Origin of the sequence: Streptomyces sp. NPDC090032 (assembly GCF_044748025.1) — a bacterium.
Taxonomy (GTDB): domain Bacteria; phylum Actinomycetota; class Actinomycetes; order Streptomycetales; family Streptomycetaceae; genus Streptomyces.
Map to the genome: position 1 here is coordinate 78,402 of NZ_JBIVFF010000007.1, position 25,883 is coordinate 104,284.

At 71.6% G+C, this 25,883-nt stretch carries 27 protein-coding genes; 7 read left to right on the top strand and 20 right to left on the bottom strand.

Annotation, left to right across the window (positions count from 1 at the left end):
- The first annotated feature begins 24 nt into the window (after positions 1 to 24).
- Positions 25 to 357: a TcmI family type II polyketide cyclase gene (locus ACIPWY_RS18475; protein ID WP_362907555.1), complete on the top strand. Its 333-nt coding sequence runs from the start codon at positions 25 to 27 to the stop codon at positions 355 to 357.
- A gap of 87 nt (positions 358 to 444) precedes the next feature.
- Here ACIPWY_RS18475 and ACIPWY_RS18480 read toward each other — a convergent pair whose 3' ends face one another.
- Complete coding sequence (locus ACIPWY_RS18480; protein ID WP_362907553.1) at positions 445 to 1,497, bottom strand: methyltransferase; 1,053 nt, start codon at positions 1,495 to 1,497, stop codon at positions 445 to 447.
- A 52-nt stretch (positions 1,498 to 1,549) separates the two neighbouring features.
- Complete coding sequence (locus tag ACIPWY_RS18485; RefSeq protein ID WP_393700555.1) at positions 1,550 to 2,611, bottom strand: nitrous oxide reductase family maturation protein NosD; 1,062 nt, start codon at positions 2,609 to 2,611, stop codon at positions 1,550 to 1,552.
- A gap of 105 nt (positions 2,612 to 2,716) precedes the next feature.
- Here ACIPWY_RS18485 and ACIPWY_RS18490 point away from each other — a divergent pair, with 105 nt between their 5' ends.
- On the top strand, positions 2,717 to 3,145 hold the full coding sequence (locus ACIPWY_RS18490) for a hypothetical protein (protein WP_362907549.1): 429 nt from the start codon (positions 2,717 to 2,719) through the stop codon (positions 3,143 to 3,145).
- Between the two features lie 10 nt (positions 3,146 to 3,155).
- Here ACIPWY_RS18490 and ACIPWY_RS18495 read toward each other — a convergent pair whose 3' ends face one another.
- Entirely contained in the window at positions 3,156 to 4,292 is a 1,137-nt protein-coding gene (locus ACIPWY_RS18495) for an LCP family protein (protein WP_401533923.1), read from the bottom strand.
- Between the two features lie 67 nt (positions 4,293 to 4,359).
- On the bottom strand, positions 4,360 to 4,860 hold the full coding sequence (locus tag ACIPWY_RS18500; RefSeq protein WP_383883593.1) for a transglycosylase SLT domain-containing protein: 501 nt from the start codon (positions 4,858 to 4,860) through the stop codon (positions 4,360 to 4,362).
- A 652-nt stretch (positions 4,861 to 5,512) separates the two neighbouring features.
- On the opposite strand from ACIPWY_RS18500, the gene ACIPWY_RS18505 reads away from it, so the two are divergent.
- The gene (locus ACIPWY_RS18505; protein WP_362907543.1) at positions 5,513 to 6,736 is read left to right on the top strand and encodes a cytochrome P450; all 1,224 of its coding nucleotides are present in this window, start codon (positions 5,513 to 5,515) and stop codon (positions 6,734 to 6,736) included.
- A gap of 55 nt (positions 6,737 to 6,791) precedes the next feature.
- On the opposite strand, the gene ACIPWY_RS18510 is transcribed toward ACIPWY_RS18505, so the two are convergent.
- The 10 genes from ACIPWY_RS18510 to rho form a co-directional block, all read right to left on the bottom strand.
- Positions 6,792 to 8,036 carry a cytochrome P450 gene (locus ACIPWY_RS18510; RefSeq protein ID WP_362907541.1) on the bottom strand — a complete coding sequence of 415 codons (1,245 nt, stop codon included), beginning with the start codon at positions 8,034 to 8,036 and terminating at the stop codon, positions 6,792 to 6,794.
- A complete protein-coding gene (locus ACIPWY_RS18515) occupies positions 8,033 to 8,647 on the bottom strand; it encodes an ATP/GTP-binding protein (protein ID WP_362907539.1) in 615 nt (204 codons plus the stop codon). The genes ACIPWY_RS18510 and ACIPWY_RS18515 overlap by 4 nt, the downstream gene beginning before the upstream one ends.
- Positions 8,628 to 8,987 (bottom strand): DUF742 domain-containing protein, encoded by a 360-nt coding sequence (locus tag ACIPWY_RS18520; RefSeq protein ID WP_401533927.1) that lies wholly within the window; start codon positions 8,985 to 8,987, stop codon positions 8,628 to 8,630. Before ACIPWY_RS18520 ends, ACIPWY_RS18515 begins: the two co-directional genes overlap by 20 nt.
- Entirely contained in the window at positions 8,984 to 9,403 is a 420-nt protein-coding gene (locus ACIPWY_RS18525) for a roadblock/LC7 domain-containing protein (protein ID WP_362907536.1), read from the bottom strand. Before ACIPWY_RS18525 ends, ACIPWY_RS18520 begins: the two co-directional genes overlap by 4 nt.
- Before the next feature lie 118 nt (positions 9,404 to 9,521).
- The gene (locus ACIPWY_RS18530; RefSeq protein WP_401533929.1) at positions 9,522 to 11,219 is read right to left on the bottom strand and encodes a sensor histidine kinase; all 1,698 of its coding nucleotides are present in this window, start codon (positions 11,217 to 11,219) and stop codon (positions 9,522 to 9,524) included.
- A 543-nt stretch (positions 11,220 to 11,762) separates the two neighbouring features.
- The gene (locus ACIPWY_RS18535) at positions 11,763 to 12,332 is read right to left on the bottom strand and encodes a hypothetical protein (RefSeq protein WP_393700565.1); all 570 of its coding nucleotides are present in this window, start codon (positions 12,330 to 12,332) and stop codon (positions 11,763 to 11,765) included.
- Positions 12,333 to 12,423: 91 nt separating this feature from the next.
- Positions 12,424 to 13,137: a YoaK family protein gene (locus ACIPWY_RS18540; RefSeq protein WP_393700567.1), complete on the bottom strand. Its 714-nt coding sequence runs from the start codon at positions 13,135 to 13,137 to the stop codon at positions 12,424 to 12,426.
- A 198-nt stretch (positions 13,138 to 13,335) separates the two neighbouring features.
- Complete coding sequence (locus ACIPWY_RS18545; RefSeq protein WP_362907531.1) at positions 13,336 to 13,875, bottom strand: inorganic diphosphatase; 540 nt, start codon at positions 13,873 to 13,875, stop codon at positions 13,336 to 13,338.
- A 48-nt stretch (positions 13,876 to 13,923) separates the two neighbouring features.
- Positions 13,924 to 14,412, bottom strand: a complete 489-nt coding sequence (locus tag ACIPWY_RS18550; RefSeq protein WP_362907529.1) for a GNAT family N-acetyltransferase — start codon at positions 14,410 to 14,412, stop codon at positions 13,924 to 13,926.
- A gap of 59 nt (positions 14,413 to 14,471) precedes the next feature.
- Positions 14,472 to 15,632, bottom strand: coding sequence for a transcription termination factor Rho (rho, locus tag ACIPWY_RS18555; RefSeq protein ID WP_362907527.1), 1,161 nt, complete (start codon positions 15,630 to 15,632; stop codon positions 14,472 to 14,474).
- A gap of 409 nt (positions 15,633 to 16,041) precedes the next feature.
- On the opposite strand from rho, the gene ACIPWY_RS18560 reads away from it, so the two are divergent.
- A complete protein-coding gene (locus ACIPWY_RS18560) occupies positions 16,042 to 16,767 on the top strand; it encodes a class I SAM-dependent methyltransferase (protein ID WP_362907525.1) in 726 nt (241 codons plus the stop codon).
- Here ACIPWY_RS18560 and ACIPWY_RS18565 read toward each other — a convergent pair.
- On the bottom strand, positions 16,764 to 17,249 hold the full coding sequence (locus ACIPWY_RS18565; protein WP_362907523.1) for a DUF4440 domain-containing protein: 486 nt from the start codon (positions 17,247 to 17,249) through the stop codon (positions 16,764 to 16,766). The two genes, ACIPWY_RS18560 and ACIPWY_RS18565, sit on opposite strands and share 4 nt — an antisense overlap.
- Before the next feature lie 104 nt (positions 17,250 to 17,353).
- Positions 17,354 to 18,580: an alpha/beta hydrolase-fold protein gene (locus ACIPWY_RS18570; RefSeq protein WP_362907521.1), complete on the bottom strand. Its 1,227-nt coding sequence runs from the start codon at positions 18,578 to 18,580 to the stop codon at positions 17,354 to 17,356.
- A gap of 157 nt (positions 18,581 to 18,737) precedes the next feature.
- Between ACIPWY_RS18570 and ACIPWY_RS18575 the strand changes: the two genes are divergently transcribed.
- The gene (locus tag ACIPWY_RS18575; protein ID WP_393700573.1) at positions 18,738 to 20,483 is read left to right on the top strand and encodes a phosphatidylglycerol lysyltransferase domain-containing protein; all 1,746 of its coding nucleotides are present in this window, start codon (positions 18,738 to 18,740) and stop codon (positions 20,481 to 20,483) included.
- On the opposite strand, the gene ACIPWY_RS18580 is transcribed toward ACIPWY_RS18575, so the two are convergent.
- Positions 20,470 to 21,810, bottom strand: a complete 1,341-nt coding sequence (locus ACIPWY_RS18580) for a hypothetical protein (protein ID WP_401534334.1) — start codon at positions 21,808 to 21,810, stop codon at positions 20,470 to 20,472. The genes ACIPWY_RS18575 and ACIPWY_RS18580 overlap by 14 nt on opposite strands.
- Before the next feature lie 228 nt (positions 21,811 to 22,038).
- On the opposite strand from ACIPWY_RS18580, the gene ACIPWY_RS18585 reads away from it, so the two are divergent.
- A complete protein-coding gene (locus ACIPWY_RS18585) occupies positions 22,039 to 23,274 on the top strand; it encodes a molybdopterin-dependent oxidoreductase (protein WP_383883630.1) in 1,236 nt (411 codons plus the stop codon).
- Complete coding sequence (locus ACIPWY_RS18590) at positions 23,271 to 23,819, top strand: hypothetical protein (protein ID WP_362907518.1); 549 nt, start codon at positions 23,271 to 23,273, stop codon at positions 23,817 to 23,819. The genes ACIPWY_RS18585 and ACIPWY_RS18590 overlap by 4 nt, the downstream gene beginning before the upstream one ends.
- Here the strand turns inward: ACIPWY_RS18590 and ACIPWY_RS18595 are convergent.
- Genes ACIPWY_RS18595 through ACIPWY_RS18605 form a run of 3 tightly spaced genes read right to left on the bottom strand, consistent with a single transcriptional unit; the run spans position 23,774 to position 25,823 of the window.
- Positions 23,774 to 24,427, bottom strand: a complete 654-nt coding sequence (locus ACIPWY_RS18595) for a class I SAM-dependent methyltransferase (RefSeq protein ID WP_362907517.1) — start codon at positions 24,425 to 24,427, stop codon at positions 23,774 to 23,776. The genes ACIPWY_RS18590 and ACIPWY_RS18595 overlap by 46 nt on opposite strands.
- A complete protein-coding gene (locus ACIPWY_RS18600; RefSeq protein ID WP_401533935.1) occupies positions 24,424 to 25,092 on the bottom strand; it encodes a DUF2064 domain-containing protein in 669 nt (222 codons plus the stop codon). Before ACIPWY_RS18600 ends, ACIPWY_RS18595 begins: the two co-directional genes overlap by 4 nt.
- Complete coding sequence (locus ACIPWY_RS18605; protein WP_393700580.1) at positions 25,089 to 25,823, bottom strand: glycosyltransferase family 2 protein; 735 nt, start codon at positions 25,821 to 25,823, stop codon at positions 25,089 to 25,091. Before ACIPWY_RS18605 ends, ACIPWY_RS18600 begins: the two co-directional genes overlap by 4 nt.
- Positions 25,824 to 25,883: the final 60 nt, after the last annotated feature.

Sequence of the window (25,883 nt, forward strand, 5' to 3'; positions counted from 1 at the left end):
CGCCCGCACAGGAAGGAAAACCCGATGCATCACGCCCTGATCGTCGCCCGCATGGCGCCCGGTTCGGCGCCGGCGATCTCCGACGTGTTCGCGGCCTCCGACCGAGGGGAGCTCCCGCACCTGATCGGTGTCAACAGCCGCAGCCTGTTCCAGTTCGGCGACGTGTACCTGCACCTCATCGAATCCGAGAAGGACCCGTCGCCCGCCATCGCGAAGGTGGCCAAGCACCCCGAGTTCCGCGATGTCAGCGAGCAGCTGTCGGCGTACGTCAGCGCGTACGACCCGCAGACCTGGCGCAGCCCCAAGGACGCCATGGCGCAGCGCTTCTACCACTGGAACCGGAACAATTCCTCCTGACCGAGGGCACGACAAACCCGAGGCCGCCGGTCCCGCGTCTGACGCGGAGCCGGCGGCCTCGGGTTGTGTCCGGAGCTTGTGCCGGGGTCAGGCGGGGACGGTGCACTCGAAGGCGTGCAGATACGCGTTGACGGGACGGACCTCGCCGAGGACGAGACCCGCGTCGGTCAGCCGCTCGACCATGCTCAGCCGGGTGTGCTTCGCGCCGCCGACGTTGAGGAGCAGCAGCAGGTCCATGGACGTCGTGAACTTCATCGACGGGGTGTCGTCCACGAGGTTCTCGATGACGATGACGCGGGCACCGGGCCGTGCCGCCTTGCGGACGTTGGCCAGCGCCCTGCGGGTGCTGTCGTCGTCCCACTCCAGGATGTTCTTGATGATGTAGACATCGGCCTGGACCGGGATGTCCTTGCGGCAGTCACCGGCGACGATGCGTACCCGCGAGGCCAGCGAGCCGCCTTCGCGCAGGCGCGGATCGGCGTCCTCGACGACACCCGGCAGGTCGAGCAGCGTGCCGTGCATCTCGGGGTGCTTCTCCAGCAGGCTGGCCACGACATGCCCGTGCCCGCCCCCGATGTCCGCGACCGAGGCGACGCCCCGCAGGTCGAGGAGGTCGGCGACGTCGCGCGCGGACTGCGCGCTGGACGTGGTCATGGCGCGGTTGAACACGTGCGCCGACTCGGGGGCGTCCTGGTTGAGGTAGGTGAAGAACTCCCTGTCGTACACGTCCTCGAAGACGTTGCGGCCGTGGCGCACCGCCTCGTCGAGCTTCGGCCAGACGTTCCAGGTCCACGGCTCGGTGCACCACAGCGCGATGTAGCGCAGGCTGTGCGGGTCGTCCTCGCGCAGGAGCCGGGACATGTCCGTGTGCGCGAACGTGCCGTCCGGGCGTTCCGTGAAGACGCCCTGGCTGGACAGTGCGCGCAGCAGCCGGCGCAGTGTCGTCGGCTGGGTCTTCACCGCAGCCGCCAGGTCCTCCACGCTCATGGGAGTGTCGCCCAGGGCGTCGGGGACACCCAGTCGCGCGGCCGCGCGTACGGCGGCGGCGCACGCGGCCCCGAAAACCAGCTCCCGCAGGCGCATGGGTGGCTGGGGAGCCTGATCAACGGTCGGCTGGGGAGCCTGATCGACGGTCGTCATCTGTTGCCTCGCTTCTGCTGGCGTGATGTGTGTGCGGGCATGGTGCGGACGCTCAGCACATTCCGGCGGGCACGGAGGCCGCACACCGGTTGCCGCGGAACGTGTTGCCCTTGCCCTTGTCCTGGCTGGCCAGGTCGGCCGTGCCGTTGCGCAGCACGACGTTGTCGCGGATGTCGTTGCGCTGGTTGAGGGCGCCCTTGAAGTTCTTGGCGAGCACGATGCCGCCCGACATAGGGGCCTTGCCCACGTTGTCCTGGACACGGTTGTCGGCCACCAGCGAGTCCTCGATGCCGGTGAGGATGATGCCCGACCCCTGGAGGAAGGGCAGACGCGCGGTCTTGGCGCAGAACTTGTTGTTGGCGTGGACGTAGTTGTCCGTCACCCTCAGCGCCCCGGGGCGCGGCTTGTTCTCGTCACCGACGAGGAACATCGCGGTGCAGTTGCCGGTCGCTTCGTTGTTGTCGACGCGCACGTTCCGCAGTCGCCGCACGGTGACGCCGATCCGGTTGGCGAGCAGCCGGTTGTCGCTGATCACAGCCTTGGAGTCCACGGCCCCCTCCTCGGCGTCGACCGTGTTGGCCAGGAACAGGCCGGCGTCGCCGTTGGCCTGGACGGTGTCGTGGCGGAACTCCCCGCGCACGGACCTCTCCTGGCCGATGCCCCACTGGCCGTTCTTCTCGGAGGTCACCTTCTCGACCCGGAGGCGATCGGTCCCGGTCGCGAACAGACCGTTCTTCTTGAAACCACGAAGGGTCAGCGAGCGAACGGTGACGTCCTCGACGGGCTTGCTCTGCGTGCCGGTCACACAGATGCCGTTGCCGGCCTTGGCGCAGGTGCTGTCGGCGGATGCCTTGTCAGGGACGATGACGGTGGACTCGGCGCCCGCGCCCCGCAGCGTCACTCCGGACACGGTGATGCTGACGCTCTCGTGGTAGGTGCCGGGGGAGACGGAGATGATGTCTCCCGGCTTTGCCGCGTTCACGGCTTTCTGGATCGACTCGCCCCGGTTCACCCGGTGCACCGTCTGCCAGTCGGCGGACGAGGCCGCAGCCGCCACCCCCGACGCGACGACGGCCGCGGTACATGCGAGGTACGCAATCTGTCGCTTGGTCATATGGCGAAGCTACGAGCGGGCGTTCCGGCCCGCCACCGCTGATCGCCCAGGTGGGCAGCGCCCTACGCTGTAGGTGAGCCGAACGAGCGGAGAAGGGGGCGGCACATGGCCACTTGGGGGCTGATCGTCGAGATGACGGTGGGCACGGGGGAGCGCAAGCACGTGGAGGCGTCCGTGCTCGGGCATGTGGAGGGCTCGCGGGAACAGGCCCTCGCGGAGCTGGCGGAGCGGATCGGGCGCTATACGCCGGAGCATCCCCGCAGTCCGAAGCGCAGCCGCATCTTCCGCACCGCCGACGGATTCCTGCTCGTCATCGACGGTGCCTGGCAGTCCTTCAGTTCCCGGTTCACGGTCGCGGAGCTGGTGAAGGACAGTGCCGCGCCCGAGCCGCAGCCGGCGGCCGCGCACGCCGGCACCCCAACCACCGCTCCGCCCGAGGAGATCGCGCAGGCGCCCTCCGGAGCGACTGTCGACCGGTACGAGGACGGGGTGCCGGTGAAGCCGGCCTGGCTGGGCCGCACCGACCTGCCGTGACGGCGCGCGCCTAGGCGCCGGCGGACACCGGTGAGTCGGTCCGCGCGGCGACGGAGTTCTCGGTCGCGGACTTCGGGATCGGACGGTCGTCGCGCAGGGCCTGCCAGACCTGGTGGGAGGCCTTGGCCAGCGGCAGCACGCGGCCGGCGTCCTGGGCGTCGTAGCTGACCGGCAGGGTGACCATGTTCATGTGGTCGGGGCTGATGCCCTTCAGGTCCTTGGCCAGGCCGAGCAGTTTGTCCGCGGACGCGAGACCGGAGTCGGCGCTCACGGTCTTGGTCGCGGTGTCGGCGAGCTCGTACGCCCTGGCGGGGTTGCTCACCACGCCGATCGACTCGGCGCGGTGGATCAGTGCCTTGATGAAGGTCTGCTGGAGCTGGATGCGGCCCAGATCGCTGCCGTCGCCGACGGCGTGCCGGGTCCGCACGAGGGCCAGGGCCTGCTCACCCTTGAGGGTGTGCTTGCCGGCGCTCAGGGACAGGTGGCTGCCGGTGTCCTTGATGGCCCGGTGGGTGGTGATGTCGACACCGCCGAGCTCGTCGACGAACTTCTGGAAGCCCTTGAAGTCGACCTCGAGGTAGTGGTCCATGCGGACGCCGGACATCTTCTCCACCGTCTTCACGGTGCAGGCGGGGCCGCCCACCTGGTAGGCAGCGTTGAACATCGCCTGACGTTCGCGTGGGGCCGTGCCGCCCGACGGCTTCGCGCACTGCGGCCGGTCGACCATCGTGTCGCGGGGGATGCTGACGACGGAGGCCATTTTGTGGCTCTTGTCGACGTGCAGCACCATCGCCGTGTCCGAGCGGGCGCCGGTGACGCCCGTGCCGTACTTGCCGTGTGTGCCGGCGCGTGAGTCGGAGCCGAGGAGGAGGATGTTCATCGCCCCGTCGTGGCCCGCGTCCGGACGGTTCTTGCCCAGCGCGGCGTTGATGTCCGTGCCCTTGAGATTCCCGTTCAGGTGTGACCACGCGTAGGCGGCACCGCCGCCGCCGACGAGGACGGCTCCGAGCGCGGTGTACGTGATGACACGCAGCCGCCTCTTGCGTGACCTGCCGCGTGAGCGGTGCAGGTTCGCGGCCCCGTAGTCGGGGTGGTCAAGGGCATCGGCTGAGGGCGCGTGCCCTTCGTCTCCACTGGTGTGCGGCATGGGGGCTGCCCTCCGTTCGAGGGTTGTGATGTGCCGTGGATCAGTTACGGCCTGCGATGACGACGACTCAGTACGCGGAGTTGACGTTGTCGATGGAGCCGTAGCGGTCGGCGGCGTAGTTGGCGGCCGCGGTGATGTTGGCGACCGGGTCCGTCAGGCTCTTGGCGGTGCCGGAGACGTGGTAGCGGTCGAAGGTCGGCTGGATGACCTGCAGCAGACCCTTCGAGGGGATGCCGTTGATCGCGTTGATGTCCCAGTTGTTGACGGCGTTCGGGTTACCGGAGGACTCGCGCATGATGTTGCGATGGAGGCCCTGGTAGGAGCCGGGTATGCCCTTCTCCTTCATGATCGAGAGGGCTTCCTTGATCCAGCCGTCCAGGTTGTTCGCGTAGCCGGCCTTCTTGGTCGACAGCGTGTGAGCGGCCTTCGGCGCCTCGGCGGCCTGCGCGGGGGACGGGGCGAAGGTCAGTGCTGCGCCCGCGAGACCGGCGGCGGCCAGGACCGTGACGGTGGCGCGCTTGAAGCGGGTGGGGCGAGCGGCAGCGGTGATCGGGGCGGAGAAAGTCATGCGGGATTACCTCTTCATGTTCATGGGGACGTCGTAAGGCGCCGAACAAACATTGCGGTGGCACCCGGACCGGAGTGGGAATCCGTGTCCTGACCCGGGGATCGGATCGAGCTCCGTCGCTCGTGTACCGACCTGCTCTCCGGGACGACAGCCATAGTTAGCGATGCCCGAGAGAGGGCGCAAGGATGTGACGTACTACCCCGCTACGGAGGGAATGTCCGAAATGGCCGGACGGAGGCTCCCCTGGGGTTCGTCGGGCGGCCCGGCTCGCTACTACCACGCCTAGTATGTGATCTGGCCCCTATGGGGCGCCTCACAGCCTCGACCCGGTTTAAGTGACCCGGGCCACGCGTACAGCCCCCTCTGGAGGCGGTCCGGACACTCGCCGCCCGAGGCAAGAAGCCGCTCGCTGTCCGGGGAAAGAGCGGGAAAGTCCGCATCGGTGCGTAAGAAGGCCCTCCCCGCGAGTACGTGACCGGCGCCGACCGGCCGCAGGTGCGCGGGGCCGTCACCGCAGCCGCCCCGGGCAACACCATGGAGCGCCGGACCTGCCACGCCGATTGCACCGACGAATCCATGAGGGGGGTCTGTCTCCGCCGACGGATGATCAATAACCTGGTGGGCGTTGCCTGTTACCCACCGAGGGAGCTTCATGTCCACCGCACAGGTCCCCGACATACTGTCGCCGGAGTTCGCCGAGAATCCGTACCCGGCCTACGCGGCCATGCGTGAGCACGCTCCGCTCATCTGGCACGAGGCCACGCAGAGTTACGTCATCTCGCGGTACGCCGATGTCGAGCGCGTCTTCAAGGACAAGGAGTCGCAGTTCACGACCGACAACTACAACTGGCAGATCGAGCCGGTGCACGGCAAGACGATCCTGCAGCTCAGCGGGCGTGAGCACGCGGTCCGTCGCGCCCTCGTCGCACCCGCGTTCCGCGGCAGCGACCTCCAGGAGAAGTTCCTGCCGGTCATCGAGCGCAACTCCCGCGAACTGATCGACACGTTCCGCGCCACCGGCTCCGTCGACCTCGTGGACGCGTACGCCACCCGGTTCCCCGTCAACGTGATCGCCGACATGCTGGGCCTGGACAAGGCGGACCACGCGCGCTTCCACGGCTGGTACACCACCGTCATCGCGTTCCTCGGCAACCTGTCCGGTGACAAGGACGTCGCGGAGGCCGGTGAGCGCACCCGCGTCGAGTTCGCCGAGTACATGATCCCGATCATCCGGCAGCGCCGGGACAACCTCGGCGACGACCTGCTCTCCTCGCTCTGCGCGGCCGAGGTCGACGGCGTCCGCATGAGCGACGAGGACATCAAGGCGTTCTGCAGCCTGCTCCTCGCGGCCGGCGGTGAGACCACCGACAAGGCCATCGCCAGCATCTTCGCCAACCTGCTCACCCACCCCGAGCAGCTCGAAGCCGTCCGCGAGGACCGCACGCTGATCGCCCGCGCCTTCGCCGAGACGCTGCGCTACACCCCGCCCGTCCACATGATCATGCGCCAGTCGGCGACCGACGTGGAGGTGAGCGGCGGCACGATACCCGCGGGAGCGACCGTCACCTGCCTGATCGGCGCCGCCAACCGCGATGCGGACCGCTACGCGGAGCCCGACCGCTTCGACATCTTCCGCAAGGACCTCACCGCCACGAACGCGTTCTCGGCGGCGGCCGACCATCTCTCCTTCGCGCTCGGCCGCCACTTCTGCGTCGGCGCGCTGCTCGCCAAGGCCGAGGTCGAGACCGGCGTCAGCCAGCTCCTCGACGCGATGCCCGGCCTGCGGCTCGCCGACGGATTCGACCCGGTGGAACAAGGGGTGTTCACCCGGGGCCCGCAGTCCCTGCCGGTGCGGTTCACCCCCGTGACGGCGTGAACTACGCGTCCGGGAGCGGTGGTTGACCGGTCCCGGACGCTCATGTCCGCAGGCCTCAGTGCGACACGGGAGTGAACTGCACCGGCAGCGCGGTCAGTCCCCGCATCCAGATCGACGGACGCCAGGTCAGCTCGTGCGGCTCCACGGCGAGCACCAGGTCGGGGAGGCGTTCCAGAAGCGTCTCCACCGCCGTACGCGCGATGACGTCCGCGAGGAGAGGGGCGGGGTACGGGCAGCGGTGCTCGCCGTTGCTGAACGACAGATGGGCCGAGTTCTCCGCGCCCACCTGCGACTCGGGCCAGATCTGCGGATCGGTGTTGGCCGCCGCGAGGCCCAGGACCAGACAGTCGCCCGCCCGGATCTGCCGACCGCCCAGCTGCGTGTCGCGCACCGCCCACCGACCGATGAAATTCTGTGTGGGCGTGTCCAGCCACAGCACCTCGTTCAGCGCCTGACCGACGCTGAGCCGCCCGCCGGACACGTTCAGCGCGAACCGCTCGTCGGTCAGCAGCAGACGCAGCGTGTTGCAGATCCAGTTGGCCGTCGGCTGCTGCGCCGCCGCGATGACGGAGATCAGGTCCTGGACGACCTCCTCGTCGGTGAGGCCCGCCGGGTGCGCGAGCATCCGTGACGTGACGTCAGGACCCGGCGACTCCCGCTTCTCCTTGACGAGTTGCTGGATACGCGCGCCCACCCGGCCGTACGCCGCCACCGGGTCGTCGCCCTCCGCCGCGTCCAGCGAGATCCGCAGATCGTCCACCAGCTGCTCGGTGTCGGTGCTGCCCGCGGGCATCCCGCAGAACTGCACCGCCGCCCGCATCGGCAGGGCGTGCGCGAACGCGGCCATCAGCTCGGCGCGGCCGCTCCCGGCGAACGCGTCGATGAGCTGGTCGGCGATGCGCTCGCAGTCGCGGGCGAGTTCGAACTGGTCGACCGCCTCGAGGGCCTCCGTGATGACGCCCGCGCGCCGCTGGTGCTCGGCGCCCTCCGTGAACAGGACCGACGGCTGATAGCCGACGAACGGCATCAGCGGCCAGTCGGCCGGGATGTGCTCCCACTGGTTCCAGCGCCGTGAGTCCCGGGCGAACATCTCGTCGTGGCTGGTGACATACGTGACCTCGGGGTAGCCGAGGACGAGCCACGCGGGGATGTCCCCGTCGAGCAGGACGGGCGCGATCGCGCCGTGCTCCCTGCGCAGGGAGCGGTACAGCTCCGAGGGGGTCTGCTGGTACTCCAGGCCGCTGAGGGCCACCGCCCCGGGGTGGGCGGGGCAGCCGGGCGGCGGGGTCACGTCGGTCATGGTGTCTTCTCCCGGGCCATGGCCAGTTCGTAGAGGTGGTCGACGAGGGTGATCAGGACGTGCTTGCCCGAAGACCTGACGCGCGCGTCGCAGTCGATCAGCGGCACGTGCTCGGGCAGCGTGAGCGCCTGGCGGATCTCGTCGAGGGAGAAACGGGTCCCGTCGTCGTCGAACCTGTTCACGGCGACCACGAACGGCGTCCCGTGGTGTTCGAGCCGGTCGATGGCGTACCAGGAGTCGCTCATCCGCCGGGTGTCGACGAGCACGACCGCGCCGAGCGTCCCCGAGAACAGCCGGTCCCACAGGAACCAGAAGCGCTCCTGCCCGGGGGCGCCGAACAGATAGAGAACCATCCGCTCGGTGAGGCTGATGCGCCCGAAGTCGAACGCCACGGTCGTCGTGGTCTTCGAGGAGACCGCGGCCGGCTCGTCGACGCCGACGCCCGCCTGCGTCATGACCTCTTCGGTGTTCAGCGGCCGGATCTCGCTGACGGACCGGACGAGGGTCGTCTTGCCGACGCCGAACCCGCCCACGATGACGATCTTGAGCCCGGTCTCGGCGACGTCGGCAAGCGGCGTACGGGAGGGCAGCTCAGAGGTTGCGGAGTCCATGCAGCACCTCCTTGAGAAGGGCGGAGTCGGGGAGCGAGGCGACGGACCGCGCCGCGCGTGGATGCCGGGCGGTGATACGGCCCGTCGCGAGGAGATCGCCGAGCAGGATCCTCACCACCGTGATCGGCAGGTTCATCTCGGCGGAGATCTCGACCACGGCCGCCGGATCGCGGCACAGTTCGAGGATGCGGACGTGTTCCGACTGCATCCCCGGCGTGGGCTCGCACTCGGCGACGACCAGGGTGACCAGGTCGAAGGTGTCGTCGTCGGCCCGGCTGCGGCCACCCGTGACCGTGTACAGCCGGTCCGGGTCACCGGTGTCGACGGTCCCGCGCGTCATGAGGACGCGCTCTCGCCGTCGGCTGTCCGTGGCTCGGCCCGCAGGTGCTCGCCGATCTGCTCGACGAGCTCGCTCATCCGGTGGCCGACCACACCCGGGTCGGCCCCGTCCTCGGCGATCACCGCGAGATGAGCGCCCTCGCCCGCCTCGACGATGAACAGAAGACCGCCGTGGAACTCGGTCATCGAGTGCCGCACACCGCCCGTCCCGTCGCCGAACTCCATGGAGGCGCCCTGGGCGAGCGCCTGGATGCCGGAGCAGATGGCCGCGAGCTGGTCGGCCTGGTCGAGGGTCAGGTGCTCGCTCCAGCACAGCTTCAGACCGTCCCGGGAGAGCACCAGGGCGTGGCGCGTCCCGGGCGTGCCGTCCAGCAGGTTCTCCAGGAGCCAGGTCAGGCTGTTGTCAGTGGTCCGCATGGCGTGTGGGGCGGGTTGTGCCCGGCGAACCGGATCACCAGCCCGTGCCTCCAATCAAACGTTCTCGTACGGGGGATGAGGGCGCCGGTGCCCGGGCGCGTACGGGGAGCGGGACGGGCTACTCGGCCGGCGGCTCGTCAGCGGGGGTGGGCGCCTCCTCGTGGGCGCGCCGCGAGCGATGGAAGGCGCCGAACTGCTCACCGGCGCCGCGTCGCGGCGCACGCGCGGACTCCTCCGCGGGCGCGTCGTCGGCGGGGGCGCGGTCCTTGCGGTCACGGTCGGCCGAGGCCATGGTGCGCCCCGGCGCCCGTACCGGCAGACCGCCCGGTGTCGCGGGCGGCGGGTCCGCCTGGGCGGGGATCCCGGGCGTGGTGTCGTCGGGCGCCTGCGGAGCGGGGGCCGGCGCCGTCTCAGGAGCGGCCGGGGCGGCGGCGCGTCGGACCGGGGGCTGCTGCTGCGGGGCCGGCTCGCGCTGCTGGGCGAGCAACTGCGGCGGAAGGAGGACCACGACGCCGGTGCCGCCGCGGGAGGACGGCCGGAAGTTCACGCTCATCCGGTACTTGGCGGCGAGGCGGCCCACCACGGCGAGGCCGAGCCGGGTCCCCTGGAGCGAGGCCAGGTCCGTCTCGCGGCCCGACACCGCCGCCTCGGCCCGGCGCATGGCCGCGTCGGCCATCTTCAGACCGCTGTCCTCGATCGTCACGACGATCCCGGCGCTGCGTTCCTCGACGTAGACATGGACCTCGTCGATGGGCGGCGAGAAGTTCGCCGCGTTGTCCATGAGTTCGGCGAGGAGGTGCATGACTCCCTCGGCGGCGAACCCGGCGATCGCGGTGTTGGTGGCGCAGTGGAGCCTGACCCGCTGGTAGGCGGCGATCCGGCCGACCGCGCCGCGCAGGATGCTCTCCATGACGATCGGCTTGTTCCACGCGCGGCTGGCACGGCCGCCCATCAGGAGGGCCAGTCGGTCGGTGAGCAGGCCGAGCTGAGAGGTGTTGTGGTCGAGCCTGAGCAGATCGCCGAAGACCTCCTCGCCGTGGCGGTCCTGCATCTCGCGCAGATCGGCGAGCATGCTGACCGACTTGGCCTGCACCCGGCTGAGGGCCTTGGCACTGGCGGACTGGGCGGCCGCGGCACGTCGCTCGCTGGTGGCGAGTTCCCGTACGAAGGACTCGGTCAGGGTGCGCAGGTGCGCGTCGTCGGGGAGGCCGAGGCCCGAGAGGACCGCGTCGGCGGTGGAGCCCTCGCGCAGCGCCGCGACGGCGGCCGGCAGGGTCGCCGTGGTCAGCTCGGCCAGGTCGCGGTCGGTCCGGGCGATGTGGCCGGCCGAGTCCTGCGCGGCGCTCACGGCGGACGCCTCGCGCCGTACGGCGTCGTCGAGTTCGGCGGTGAACGCTTCGAGGGCCAGGCGCAGTTGGGGATCGGCGGGTGGCGCGGTGGCGGCGAGCGCCTCCTCGGCGCCCGCGCCGTCGCGCAGGCGCTTCGACACGGAGGGCAGCGTCACGTTCACGAGATGGGCGGACTCGGCCCCACGCTGCGTCAACTGCTGCTGGAGCGCGAGCGATTCACCCTGGGCGGCGGCCACGGCGCCGCGGGCCCGCTGCTGGAGCAGCGCGGCCGTGAGGAGGGAGGCGGCTACGCAGAGCCAGCTGACCAGGAGCGCGACGAGCACCCAGGTGCGGGCGGCCTGTGGAGCCACGGCGGTCACCGCACCGACGGCCGCTCCGGCCACCACGAGGACGGCGAGGGGGGCGGCGAGCGTGGAGCGCCGCGACGTGGGTGTTCGGCGCGGCCTCGGGCGGGCAGGCACTGGCATTCCGCGGTCCCATCGGTGCTTGCGTGCGGGAAGGTCGTTGCCGATCGGCTCGGACCGGCCGCACGGCCGGCTCCACCCAAGGGGATGGCGATCTTCCGGCACGTATGTGGCGCTCATGCTAGCCACCGCGCGCGGTGAGAGAACCGGGACAATGAACGCAGAGCGCCCGGCGGCGAAGTTCGTCGTGAAGTCGCCAGCCCGTCACAGGGCCGTGGTAACGACTCTCGCCGCAGAGAGTGCCTCAAATCAGCCTGTCCGTACGGGTGTTGGACGCGGCCGGGCGTGAGCGGGCTCGGATTGGGACTCTTTCACCGGCACGCGGGCCGGTGAAAGACCGTCCCGCGCGACTCCCGCGTTACCGGCGAGGGCTGTTTTCAGCCAACCCCGGCCGGATGTGCGGTGATGGGTCATCGATGTGGAGTCGGGGCAGGTGCCGTTCGGCCGGTCGTAATGAAGGAGATTGTCGGCAACGCGCGGTTGGCGAGGGGCAGAAGGGGCGTGCCGAGCACATGCTTTCAGCGCGACGGTTGACGGATGGACCCGTCAGTCCTCGTGCGGGGCGCGCGTCCTGCGCCACAGCAGGTAGCCGGCCCCGCCCGCGAGCGCCGCGCCGAAGCCGATCCTGCCCAGGTCCACGCCGCCCCCCGCGGTGCTGCCGACCCCGGCGCGTGCGCCGCGGTAGTTGGAGCCGCCGTCCGACGTCCCGTTGTAGGAGCCCTGGTCGCGGTTGCCGTTGTATGAGCCTTCGTTGCGGTTGCCGTTGTAGGAGCCCTGGTCGCGGTTGCCGTTGCCTTGGTCGCGGTTGCCGTTGTACGAGCCTTCGTTGCGGTTCCCGTTGCCGGAGCCCTGGTCGCGGTTCCCGTTGCCTTGGTCGCGGTTGCCGTTGCCTTGGTTGCGGTTCCCGTTGCCGGAGCCCTGGTCGCGGTTCCCGTCGCCCGAGTCCGAGCGGCTCAACGAGCCGGTCAGGCCCACCGAGTCGTCGGTACGGCCCACCTCGCCGGGTGCGGTCACCGAGACGGGCGCTGTGACGGGCTGTTGTGCGCTCACGGTCCCGGGCGCGAGCGCGGTCAGGCAGGCGGTCGTCGTGATGACGGTGGCTATGGGGCAGAACATGAGGCGTCTCCGATCCCTGTGCCGCAGCGGCAGGGGGAGCTGCGGTCCTGGTCAGGACGCTAGTGAGCCCGAGCGGTCAGCGCCCGCAGGACTAGGCCGATCGGAGGTCGTCCACCTCGGCGGCCGGCTCGCGGTAGGCCACCGCCGTGGCTGTCACGAGCAGGGTGGCGACGAGGAGCGGCCAGCCGAGGCCGTGGTGCAGCAGGAGGAGCGCGCCGAGCGTGGCGCCCGCGAGCATCGCCACCACGGAGACGATCCGCCGCCCCGCCCGGGGATCGGTCCCGCCCGCGAGCGAGGACTCCGAGGCGAGACCGGTCAGCGTCATCGTGAGGACCGTTGTCGTCATGTCCGGGACCGCGAGCTTGCGGACCGTCGCGTTGCGCAGCCCCATCGCCCAGGCGAGGACCGCGATGAGCGCGTACGCCGCCCCGCCCGGCCACGCGAACGCGACGGCCGTCGCCACGGCCAGCAGGACCGCCTCCATGATGAACACCGACCGCACCCAGGTCTCCCTGGCCCGCCCGGCGAAGGCCCCCGTCAGCCGCCCGGCGCACACGGCTCCCGCGAGGAAGGCACCGAGAGAGGTGAGCGACCCGAGAACGGAGAACCCGGGAGCGCCCGCGGCGGCGAAGCCGCTGATGACGATGTTGCCGGTCATGTTCGCCGCGAAGACGTGGCCGAGGCCCAGATAGCTGACCGCGTCGACGAAGCCGCTCACGACCGTGAGGACAGTGAGGGCTGCGGGGAGGGTGAACCTGCGCGGCACGGGCGCCGGCGCCGCCGGTGGAACGCTGGCTTCACTCACGCGCACGACCTTACGGAGTCCCGGCCTCGGCGGCCCGCCGGATCAGGTCCGCACGGCCCAGCGTTCCTCGACCTTCGCGAGCCGCGTCGTCGACGCGGTGACCGCGGACCTTCTCGAGCACTGTGCGACGGACGGCGCGCACCGACACGTGGGCGCCGTCGTGGCCGGCTGCTCCGTCCTTCGGTCCCGTTCCGTCCCTCAGTCCCGTTGGCCGTCGGCCCGGCGGCGCGCGGCGGCGATCTCCGCGTTCGTGAGGTCACGGCCCTCCCAGTGCGAGCCCTCGGCGGACTTGCCGGGTTCCAGGTCCTTGTAGACCTCGAAGAAGTGCGTGATCTCCAGGCGGTCGAACTCGGGGATGTCCTCGATGTCCTGCACGGAGGTGTGGCGCGGATCGTGCGCGGGCACGCACAGGACCTTCTCGTCCATGCCCTTCTCGTCCCGCATCACGAACATGCCGATCGCACGGCACTCGACGGTGCAGCCGGGGAACGTCGGGTCGCCCACCAGGACGAGCGCGTCGAGCGGGTCGCCGTCGCGCCCCAGCGTGCCCTCGATGTATCCGTAGTCCGCCGGGTACTGGGTGGAGGTGAACAGCATCCGGTCTAGCCTGATCCGGCCGACGGAATGGTCCATCTCGTACTTGTTGCGGGAGCCTTGGGGGATCTCCACGGTGACGTCGAACGCGTGGACCGCGTCGGTGCCGTGGGCTGCGTCGGTGTGTCGGACCTCGTTGTCCAAGCCGGCCTCCTCGTCCACCCAGAGTGTCCTCCTGGGAGCGCGGGCGCGTCAGCTTATCGGGAACTCCAATTCGGGCCTGTCCCACATCACGGCGGGCGGGCTGGCGGCGGCCGTGCCGGTGCGGACGGCTCCCACGCTCCGGTAGAAGCCCTCGGCGGGCGGGTGCGAGACCACGCGGACCGCGGTGAGTCCGGCCGTGCGCGCCTCGTCCTTCATGTGGGCGACCAGCAGCCGCCCGATGCCGAGCCCCTGCGCCGTGTCGGCGACGAACATCAGGTCCAGCTCCGGCGGCACCAGCGTGAGCGCGTAGAACCCGAGCACCAGGTCGTCGGCGCCGACCGCGACGAACACGCGATGGGCCTCGATGTAGTCCGGACCCACCCGGTAGCCGGCCACCATCGACGCGTACGGGGCCTCGTAGGCGCGGGACGTGCGGACGAGCCTGGTCAGCCGCTTGGCGTCGCGGGCCGTCGCCCTGCGCACCCGGATGTTCCCGCCGTCCCCCGCGCTCCCCGCCGCTGTAATGCTCGAAGTCATAGTGAGAGTATTACGCATCCTGCGGCGCCGATCGACCGGGACGGTGTACGGCGCCCGTCTCACGCGGTGGGAACGGTGGACTGCACCTGCCGCAGGAATGTCGCGTTGTCCGGTGTCTGCCGCATCCGCTCGACGAGCGTCTCGAGCCCGGCGTGCCCGTCCCGCGACTGAAGCGCTCGCCGCAGACCGCGTACGACCGTCAACTCGGCCTCGGGCAGGAGGAGTTCCTCGCGGCGGGTGCCGGACTGGGTGAGGTCGACGGCGGGGTGGATCCGGCGTTCGGCGAGGCTGCGGTCGAGGCGGATCTCCATGTTGCCGGTGCTCTTCAGCTCCTCGAAGAAGTAGTCGTCGGCGCGCGAGCCGGTGTCGACGAGGGCGGTGGCGAGGATGGTGAGTGAGCCGCCCTCCTCGGCGAGCCTCGCCGCGCCGAAGAACCTCTTGGGGCCGATCAGCGCGGAGGCGTCGACACCGCCGCTGAGCGTACGGCCGCCGGACGAGGCCGTGTTGTTGTGGGCGCGGCACAGACGCGTCAGGGAGTCCAGGAGGATGACGACGTCCCGGCCGGCCTCGACGAGCCGCTTGGCGCGCTCCACGGCCAGTTCGGCCAGCGCGATGTGGGCCTTCGCGGGCTGGTCGAAGGTCGAGGCGAAGACCTCGCCGCGCACCGAGCGCCGCATGTCGGTGACCTCCTCGGGCCGTTCGTCGAGGAGCACCACCATCAGATGGGCCTCGGGGTGGTTCGTGGCGACGGACGCGGCGAGCTGCTGGAGCAGGACCGTCTTGCCGGTCTTGGGCGGCGCCACGATCAGCCCGCGCTGTCCCTTGCCGATGGGGGTGAACAGGTCGACGACGCGGGGCGTCACACCGCCCTTCGCGGTTTCGAGACGCAGCTGCTGCCGCGGGTGCAGGGGAGTGAGGCCGCCGAACTCGGGCCGCCCGCGCAGCTCCTGGACGGGGCGCCCGTTGACGCGGTCGACCTCGGCGAGGACACGCGGCCTGCCGCACGTCCCCTGGATCAAGTCGCCCTTGCGCAGGCCGAGTCGGCGGATGAGGGCGGCCGGCACCTGGACGTCGTGCGACGTCGGCAGGAGGTCGGCGAGGCGCAGGAACCCGGGCCCGTTGCCCGAGATGTCGAGGACGCCCGCGGCCTGGACCGCGACCTCCTTCGGCTGCGTCGTGAACGCCTTTGTGGTGGTGGGGGGTTCGAGTGTGGTGGTCATCGGAATCGGTCCTTTCGAGGACGTAAGTACGAGAGCATGAGTGAGGTGGGATCCGGCGGGATCGGGGCGGTGGCTGCACGCCCCGTGAGGCGGGCGGGCGAAGAGGCCCGTGAAAGCCCAGAGAAGCCTGTGGCCGGGGAGAAGCGATGCGGGGTACGGCGCGTCGGCGCCGCCTGGCGCATCGCTGACATCGATTCGACGAATCCCGCCGTAGCGGCGATTCGGAGAGGGAGTCTGGCACCGGCGCCGAAGAGGCGGCTAGCACACGTGCCACTCGCACCATAACACCATGGGGGCGCCGTCCCGCAAGGGCTTACGTCACGGGCTTGCCTTCCAAGCCGCCCGCGAACCCTGCTCGAACCCTTGCACAAAGCCCCGTGAACCCGGGCGCGGCCTATGCTGAGCCCTGATGTTCGCATCCGAAGGCCCCACGGTCCGGGAGCTCGCCGTCCAGGCGCTGTCCTCCGTCGAGCACGGCTACGACCTGCTCGCCCCCAAGTTCGACCACACGCCGTTCCGCACGCCGCGATACGTCCTCGCACCCGTCACGCGCGCCCTGCGCGGCCTGGGCCCCTTCGAGCGCGGGCTCGACCTGTGCTGCGGGACCGGAGCGGGGTTCGGCGTGCTGCGGCGGGTGTGCCGGGAGCGGCCCGTCGGGGTCGACATCAGCGCGGGCATGCTCACCGCCGGGCGCGCGGCCCACGGGAGCCGCGCGGATCTGGTGCGCGGCGACGCGCTCGCGCTGCCCTTCGGCCCGGTCTTCGACCTCGTCGTCAGCTTCGGAGCGTTCGGCCACTTCCTGCCCCGGCAGCGGCCCGCCCTGTTCGGCCAGGTCCACTCCGTACTGAGGCCGGGCGGACGCTTCGCGTTCCCGGTGCCGGCGCCCGCGCGGCCCGGCTCCCGCGGCTACTGGTCGATGCTGGCCTTCGACGGCGCGATGCGGGTCCGCAACGCGCTGTGGCGGCCGCCCTTCGTCATGTACTACCGCGGCTTCCGCCTCGGCGACGTACGGAGTGAGCTGGTCAGGGCCGGTTTCGACGTGGAGCTCCAGGCGCTGCCCGAACTCGGCGAGCGCTCCGACGGCAGCCCCAGGTGCCGCCTCCTGGTGGCCACGAAGCCCGGTGCGCCGCGCTAGGCAGCGGTCTCGGGCGCCCCGCCCGTCTGCCGTACGTCCTCGTGGAGATGCACGATGAGCCAGCGTCGGGCCGCGGGGTCCTTGCGCAGGACCGCCGTGTTCCGCAGCAGTTCGGGACGGAGCGGGGTGCCGTCCGGGCCGGGGGCGTACGCGACGCGCAGCCAGTAGCGCAGGACCGCCGTGTCACCGAAGACGTCGACGACCGGGTCGTACGGGCGGAGCCCGCTGCCCACGGGTCCGTCCCCGGCCTCAGGCCGCTCGTCCCGCACCCGGTCCAGGTCCGGCTTGCCGAGCAGCAGCGGCTCGGCGGCCGGGTCCCAGATCGTCGCCTCCGGGTCGAGCCGCGCGTCGATCTGGGCGCGGTCCCCGGTGGCGTACGCCTCGTACATGCCGGTCACGACGGACCAGACGGCGGCCACGTCGCCGGGCGCCGCGCCCGGCCTGGCCAGTGCGGGGCGGGCGGACACGGCGGACTCGGGCATGAGGACTGCTCCTGGTCGGACGGGGAGGCGCGCCGGGGCGGCGCCGATGCCAGGCCACCGTAACGGGTCGCCGGTGACGGGTGCCCGGTCGGGCCGAGGCGTGGTTACGGGTGTGGCCGGTTCGCGGCCTGTGTCGTGGGCGTGCGGTGCGGTGCGGGCGTGGTGTCCTGCGGGAACGTCAGCTGGCCGCTCATCCACCGCATGGCCGGGGCGATCTCCCGCTGCCACGTCGTGAAGTGGTGGCTGCCACGCGGCAGGATGATCTGAGCCGACGTCATGGGCGGCTTCACCGCGTGCAGGAACCTCATGGTGTCGCCGTAGTCCTTCTCGCCCGACCTGCTGCTGGCGGCGAGGATGGACACCCGCGGCACGGGCAGGTGCTGCAGACGCCAGACGAGGTCGTGCGCCCGTTGCCGCTGCGCCGCGGCGGGACCCGAGCCGAACAGGCTGCCCGTCGTCAGGTCGTCCCCGATCCTGTAGTCCGCCGACAGCGCGGCCGCCGAGGTGTACACACCGGGGTGGCGCAAGGCGAGCTGGAGCGCGCACGTGCCGCCCGAGGAATAGCCGAGAGCGCCCCACGCGCTGGGGTCGTGACCGACGCGGTACGACCGCTTGAGCGCCTCAGGCAGGTCCTTCGTGAAGAACGTCTCCGCCTGCGGGCCGCCCGGCACGTCCACGCACTCCGTGTCACGGGGCGGCGCGATCGTCGGGCGCACCATCACGATCACCGTCGGCTGCATCTCGTTCGCCCGAAGCAGCCGGCCGGCGGTCTGCGGGACCTGGAGGTACTGGGCGAGGTTCATGATGCCGCCCGGATAGCCGCTGATCGCGACCATCACGGGGAAGCGCTGGCGGTGGAACTGCTTCTGGAAGTACTGCGGCGGCAGATACACGAAGGCCGGGTTCACGGCCCGGCTGCGCCGTCCGACGATCTTGACCGACTCGACCCGGCCGACCTGTGCCGCGGGCCCGTGCGGAATCCCTTTCACTCGATCGAGGCCCTGCGGCCCGGCGGGCTCCACCAGACCGCCGCGCACCGCGCCGACCGTGGTGTAGACGCCGCCGTGGCCGAGCGCCGTGACCTCGGCGGGCGCCTTGTCGACATGGCCGAGCAGCTCGTCCCAGGAGCCGTAGAAGTCGAAGCTCGTGTTCACGGCGACGGCGAACGCGGTGAGGATCGTCAGCTGGGTCGCGGCGATCACGCCGAGGCGCCCGAGCACGGCCGCGGGCCCGCGACGGGCGAGCCGCGGCCACACCCAGACCGTGAGCCCCACACACACCAGGGCGGCCAGCACCGTCGCGTATTCGAGTGCCCGGCTCGTCAGGCCCATGATTTCCTCAACTTTCAGCCGTCATCTGCGCTGTTCGGCAGTTTTCACCGAGAAAGAGGCGTGACGGCCGCGGAGGGTTTGCCGGCCACCGCGTTCTTACCGTGCTCCTGTGTCGCTCTTACTCCAGTGAGGCGGAGCGCTCCTACGCTCAGTCACTGTGAAACAACGCCCCGCCGCCGTGGCAGGCCACACGTGCCTGATCATCGGAATTCTGGACATCGCGTCGGCGATCTCCCCGCACATGCAGGAGACCCGCATAGAGCGCATCGCGCCCTATGTGCCGGGCCTCGCCGAGGAGGTGGCCCGCGCCGCCGCGCTCGCCGCGGGACTGCTGCTCGTGATGCTCGCCAGGGGCCTGCGCCGCCGCAAAAGGCGCGCCTGGGAGGCGGCCGTCGGGCTGCTCGCGGTGAGCGCGCTCGTCCAGGGCGTGCGCCATCACGCCCTCGTCCCCGCGACGGTCTCGGTCGTCCTGTGCGTCGCGCTCGTCGCCTACCGCGAGGAGTTCTACGCACTCGGCGATCCACGCGGCCGGACCCGCGCCCTGTGGAACCTCGTCGCCCTCGGCGGCAGCAGCTTCGGACTCGGTCTCCTCGTCGTCGGTGTGCGCGCGAGCCAGGAGGCCGGCCACGCCATCACGTTCACCGACCGGGTCCAGGAGGTCGGCTACGGACTGCTCGGCGCGTCCGGACCCATCGCGTACAGCAGCGACCGGGCCGGCGACATCGTCCAGTTCTCGCTGCTCGCGCTCGGCGTGGTCACCGCCGCCACCACCGTCTACCTCGCCCTGCGGCCCGTGACCCTCCGCCGGGCCGACAGCGACGAACGACTGCGTGCCCTGCTCGCCGACGAGGGGCGGCGCGACTCGCTCGGCTACTTCGCGCTGCGCGGCGACAAGAGCGTCCTCTTCTCGCCCTCCGGCAAGGCGGCCGTCGCGTACCGCGTGGTGTCCGGCGTCGCCCTGGCCGGCGGCGACCCCATCGGCGACCACGAGGCCTGGCCCGGCGCCATCAAGGAGTTCCTGCGGCAGTGCGCCCTGCACGCCTGGACCCCCGCCGTCATGGGATGCAGCGAACTCGGGGGACAGGTCTGGATCCGCGAAGGCGGCCTCAAGGCCCTGGAGCTGGGCGACGAGGCCATCGTCGACTGCGCGGCCTTCAGCCTCTCCGGGCGCTCCATGCGCAACGTCCGGCAGATGGTCAACCGCATCGAACGCGCCGGCTACACCTGCCGCATGCGGCGCGTACGCGACCTGCCCGACGAGGAGAAGAAGCGGCTGCGCGAGGCCGCCGCCGCGTGGCGGGGCAGCGCCACCGAACGCGGATTCTCCATGGCGCTCGGCCGGTTCGGCGACCCCGGCGACGGGGACTGTGTCGTCGTCACCGCCCACCAGGACGACGCGGCGGGCAACGACCGTGTGCGGGCCCTGCTCCACTTCGTGCCGTGGGGCGAGGACGGTCTCTCCCTCGACCTGATGCGCCGCGACCGCGCGGCCGAACCCGGTCTGAACGAACTCCTCATCGTCGCCGCCCTGCGCGGCGCGCCCGGCCTCGGAGTGCGCCGCATGTCGCTCAACTTCGCGGTGTTCCGGGCCGCTCTCGCGCGCGGCGAGCGCCTCGGCGCGGGCCCCGTCCTGCGCGTGTGGCGGGGGCTGCTCGTGTTCCTGTCGCGCTGGTTCCAGATCGAGTCCCTGTACCGCTTCAACGCGAAGTTCCGCCCGGAGTGGGAGCCGCGCTTCGTCGTCTACCCCACGGTGCGCGACCTGCCCAGGATCAGCTGGGCCTGCCTCCAGGCGGAGGCGTTCGTCGTCCTGCCGCGCCCGGCGGAGCGGCTGCGTCAGCACTTCAGGAACCGGCCCGCCGCCCGCGAGGAGAACGCGCAGCCGGTGGAGGTCACCACCCCGTGACCAGCAGGTGGTTGACCAGCAGGGCGAGCACCGCCTGCGCGGTCAGCCACCCGCGGCGCCACCGCTCGGGCAGGAGCGCGGTGGCCGCGATCAGCCAGACGCCGAACGGGAGCCAGATGCGCTCCGTCTCCGCCTTGCTCATGCCCGACAGATCGGCGGCCAGGAGGGCGAGCGCAGCGCCGGTGACGACCAGCGCCAGCCGCCCCTCCGGCTCCGCACGCGCACGCAGGACGCGTCCCGGTAGCCTGAGCCGCCCCTCCTGCTCCCCACGCGCGCCGAGGAGGCGTCCCGGAACGCGCCGCAGCCCCGCCGCCGTGGCCAGCCCGACGATCAGCACGGTGCAGGCGGGGTTGGCCCACACCCAGTACCAGTACGGACGGATCCCGCCCGCACCCTGGTAGTAACGCACCGTCAGCAGCCGGTACGCCTCCCACCAGTTGAACCCGACGAGGGTGAACGCGATCGGCACGACGGCCGCTCCCACGACGACAAGCGGCAGCGGCCGAACCGTCCGCGCCGCGAGCAGCACGGCCGCCCCGACGAGGACCATCAGCGTCAGCCCGTACGACAGATAGCAGGTGAGCCCGAACAGGAGCCCGCTGCCGAGGGCCGCCCAGCGGCTGCCGCGGGTGGCCGCCACCGCGAGCAGCGCCACCGACCACGCGGCGACCGCCGCGAAGTAGCCGTCGGCCGACGTGCCCACCCAGACCGCGGCCGGCGCCAGCACCAGGAACGGCGCCGCGCGGCGCGCCGTCCGCTCGTCGGCGAGCGCGCGCACCGCGACGAGGACGGCGAGCGCCGCCGTGCACCCCACGGTGATGCACCACACCCCGGCCCACGCGCCCCCGCCGAGCCCGATCCGGTCCAGGCCGACGAACGTCAGGGTCGCCGCGGGCGGATGCCCCGCGACATGGGCCGGCCAGTGGTCGGGCGACTGCAGCAGGATGTGATGAGTGAAGTCCCGCAGCGTCGCGCCGACGTCGTCGAACCGGTCGATGACCCGCAGATACTCGTACGACGTGGTGAGGCGGCCGGCGATGCCCCGCTGCCAGCCGTCGATGAGCGCGAGCGAGAACGTCCACGCCGCCGACGCGGCCCACACGGCGGGCAGCAGCAGCCGCCACCGCAGTCGTTCGGCCACCAGAGGCCCGTAGGCGATGACGAGTACGGCGACCGAGATCGCCGCCGGGGTGCCAGGACCCACGTGCGGGTCCCAATGGGCGTACAGGGGTGCCCAGTTGACATGCAGAGTGCCGTAGTGGTCCTGGATGTACCGGCCCACGACGACGGCCGCCGCGACCAGGGCGACGGCGGCAGCGGCCGCCATCAGGTCACGGCGCGTCCCGGTGGCGGGTGGCGCGGAGCGGGGGGCGGCTGGGGGAGCTTCGACCTTCACAACCGGAACGCTAGGCGCCCGCACCGACTATCTGGTGGCAATGCGCGGTGGCGTCACCGAACTGTCAGATCTTCCTGCGCCGATCCGCGGGCCCTGCGCCATACGGTCGGAACAGGTCGGCGGGCCCCCGCCGCGCACAGCCTGAAGGAACCGAACCACATGGGCGACTTTCCTCCCACCCTCCCCGATCCGTGGCGCAGCCCCCTGCGCGGCCCCCGCTTCACCGCGGTCCTCGGCCTCGTCCTGCTGGCCGGGATGACCCTGCTCTTCGTGACCGGACTCCTCTCGTACGCCGCGTACAACCCGAACCTCGCGGCGGTCAACGACAAGACGCCCGGCAAGGGGCTGCTCGGCTTCTACCTGTTCTCCTGGCCCACCGACCCGCACTGGCTGTACCGCCTCACCCAGGGACTGCACGTCACCGTGGGCGTCGCACTCGTGCCGGTACTCCTCGCCAAGCTGTGGTCGGTCGTGCCCAAACTGTTCGAGATGCCACCGGCGCGCTCCGTCGGCCACGCCCTGGAACGGCTCTCGCTGCTCCTGCTCGTGGGCGGCGCGCTCTTCGAGTTCGTGACCGGCATCCTCAACGTCCAGCTCGACTATCTGTTCCCCGGCTCCTTCTATCCGCTGCACTTCTACGGTGCCTGGGTGTTCATCGGCGCGTTCGTCGTCCACGCCGTGCTGCGCGTACCGCAGGCGCTGCGCGTGCTGCGCGAGCGGAAGGCGGGCCTGCCCGAGACGGGCGACCTGCTGCCGGCGAAGCCCGCCGAGCCCACCGTGTCGCGGCGCGGGGCGCTCGCCATGGTCGGCGCGGGCTCGCTCCTGCTGCTCGTCACGACGGCCGGACAGAGCATCGGCGGGGTGTGGCGCCGCACCGCCCTGCTCGCCCCGCACGGCGGCGCCGACCCCGGCACCGGCCCCGGGCGTTTCCAGATCAACAAGACCGCCGCCGTGGCGGGCATCCGTACCGCCGACACGGGTGAGCCGTGGCGGCTCGTCGTCACCGGACCGGACGGTGCCGTCCACCGGCTCACCCGTGAGGAACTCCTCCGACTCCCGCAGCACACCGCCGCGTTGCCCATCGCCTGCGTCGAAGGCTGGTCCACGGACGACCAGCACTGGAGCGGCGTACGGCTGCGCGACCTGGCCGCCCTCGCCGGGACCGACGGCGACACCGACGTGTTCGTCGAATCCCTGCAACAACGCGGCGCCTTCCGGAAGGCGGCCCTGCGGCACAACCAGGTCCACGACCCGCGCTCCCTGCTCGCCCTGCGCGTCAACGGAGCCGACCTCACCCTGGACCACGGCTACCCGGCCCGCGTCATCGTCCCAGCGGCGCCGGGCGTCCTGAACACGAAGTGGGTCGCCCGCATGACGTTCGGAGCGCTGCGATGAACCGACTGAGTCGTTGGTACGGCGAGAGCCCGCTCCAACTCCCGCTCCTGGCAGCCTCGTTCGCCCTCGCGGGATACGCGGGGGTCCGGCTGCTGGAGAACGACTGGTTCGCCGTGGCGGTCTGGTTCGTCGGCGCGGCCCTCGTCCACGACCTGCTGCTCGTGCCGCTGTACTCCCTCGCGGACCGCGCGGCGCAGAAGGCGCTCGGCGACCGGCACCGCACAGCGGTGGGGTATCTACGCGTCCCCGCGTTCCTGTCGGGCCTGCTGCTCCTGGTGTGGTTCCCGCTGATCTCGCGGGCGCGAGAGGACCACTACGCCCTCGTGACGGGACACTCGGGCGACGCGTTCCTGCCGCGCTGGCTGCTCCTGACCGCCGCGCTGTTCGCCGCGTCGGCCCTGTGGTTCGTGTCCGTCACGTTCCTCGCTCCCGCGTCGCCCTGGAGGCAGGCGCACAGGGCGCGCCGTCAGGAGCGGGCGCGGGAGCGTGAACGCGAGCGTCAGCGGCGCAAGGAGACGAAGCAGCGCCCACCCTCGGACCACTGAGCGACCGGCCGCCAGCCGAGCGGGCGCGCGTCCCGCAGCAGCGCCCGTGTGCCGACCCGGGCCCACGGGAACAGCGAGCCGGCCGCCCCCTGCCCGTCGTCCACCCGCACCTCGACCCGCTCGTCCATGTCGAGCGGTGCGGTCTCGGCGATCAACAGCCCGCCGGGAGCGGTGAGTTCGGCGGCACGGGACAGCAGGGCCTCTGGGTCGCCGCCGATCCCGATGTTGCCGTCGAGAAGGAGGGCCGTCCCCCAACGGCCCTCGCCGGGCAGGGCGTCGAAGACGGACCGCTGCAGCGCGGCGCCACCGAGGCGGACCGTCCGCGCGACCGCCGCCTCGCTCACGTCGATGCCGAGCACGCGGTGCCCGGCCGCGGCGAGTGCGGCGACGATTCGGCCGGGGCCGCAGCCGATGTCGAGGACAGCGCCCTCGCAGCGGCGCAGCGCCGACAGGTCGGCGGCGTCCGCGACCGCGCACCAGCGCTCCACGTCGAGCGGCAGCAGCCACCCGTCGGCGCGCCGCAGGAAGAGGGGGCCGCGCTCGTTGCGCACGGCGTCGGTGTACGGATCCGTACACCAGGCCGGAGCCGCCTCGTGCGTCGTGGTCATGAGCGGACCGCCCGCGTCAGCCGCGTGTGCTCGGCGGCGAACCGGCCGTGCGGCGCGGCGGCCGCCACCACCGTGGCGTCGTCGGCCGTGTCGACGTCCCGCAGCACCGGCAGGTCCCGTACGCGCAGCCCCGCATCCGTGAGCCGGGTCCGCTGGGCCGCACCCGTGTGCGCCGTCGACATCGGTACACCGCGCAGCAGCGCCGGATCGGGCTCGGCGAGCCCGAGCGCCCAGAACCCGCCGTCGTCGGCGGGCCCGAACCACGCGTCGCAGTCCCGCCAGGCATCGGGCCCGAGCGCGGGAGCGAGCAGCGCGGGCGTCACCTGAGGCGTGTCCATCCCGATCAGGACGGCGGGCCCGGAACACCCGGCGAACGCCGCAGCGAGCCGCTCGTCCAGGCCTCCGCCGCACTGCGGGACGACGTCGATCCCGGGCGGCAGCCACGGTCCGGGCGCCCCGTCGAGCACCAGCACGCGACGCCGCGCGGGCGTGGCGAGCGCGGCGTGCAGCGTGTCGACGAGCGAGGCCTCGGCGAGGAGCGCGGCCTCCTCGGGTGTGAACGGCGGCGTGAGCCGCGTCTTGACCCGCCCGGGCACCGGGGACTTGGCGATGACGAGGAGCGTGGTGCCCTGCCCCCGCGCCGCGGGCGATCCGCCGGCGCTCACCGGGACGCCGCCTCTCCGCGGGCGGGGAGCGCCGTCCGCGGCTTCTCCGCGAGGACCCCGCGCATGTCCCGTACCGCCTGCCAGGTGCCCCGCCAGGTGCCCGTGACCTTGGACTTTCCCTTACGGGGGCGGTAGGGCACCGGGCGCTCCTCGATGCGCCAGCCCGCGTCGGCGGCCCGGACGACCATCTGGAGCGGGTAGCCGCTGCGCCGGTCAGTGAGGTCCAGCGAGAGGAGGGACGTGCGGCGCGCGGACCGCAGCGGGCCCAGGTCGTGCAGTCGCAGCCCGGTGCGCCGGCGCAGCATCCCCGCCAGCGCGAGATTCCCGGCGCGCGCGTGCACGGGGAAGGCGCCCCGGCCCTGCGGCCTGCGTCGGCCGAGCACGAGATCGGCCCGGCCCGCCATGACGTCCTGGACGAACGCCGTGAGCAGCCCCGGGTCGAGCGACGCGTCGCAGTCGCAGAAGCAGACGATGTCCGCGTCGGACGCCAGCAGACCCGCGTGGCAGGCGGCCCCGAAGCCGCGCCGGGACTCCGTCACCACGGTCGCGCCCAGGGAACGGGCGATGTCGGGGGAGCCGTCGGTGGACCCGTTGTCCACGACGAGCGCCCGCCAGCCGTCCGGGATGTGCGCCAGCACCCACGGCAGCGCGGCGGCCTCGTCGAGGCAGGGAAGCACGACGTCGACCGAGGGGGCCGGGTCGGCGGGAGAGGGGTAGTCAGGGGGGATCACAGTGTCACCCTACGAATCCAAAAGGGACATTCCGGCCCTCGGCTCCTTACGAAACGCGGA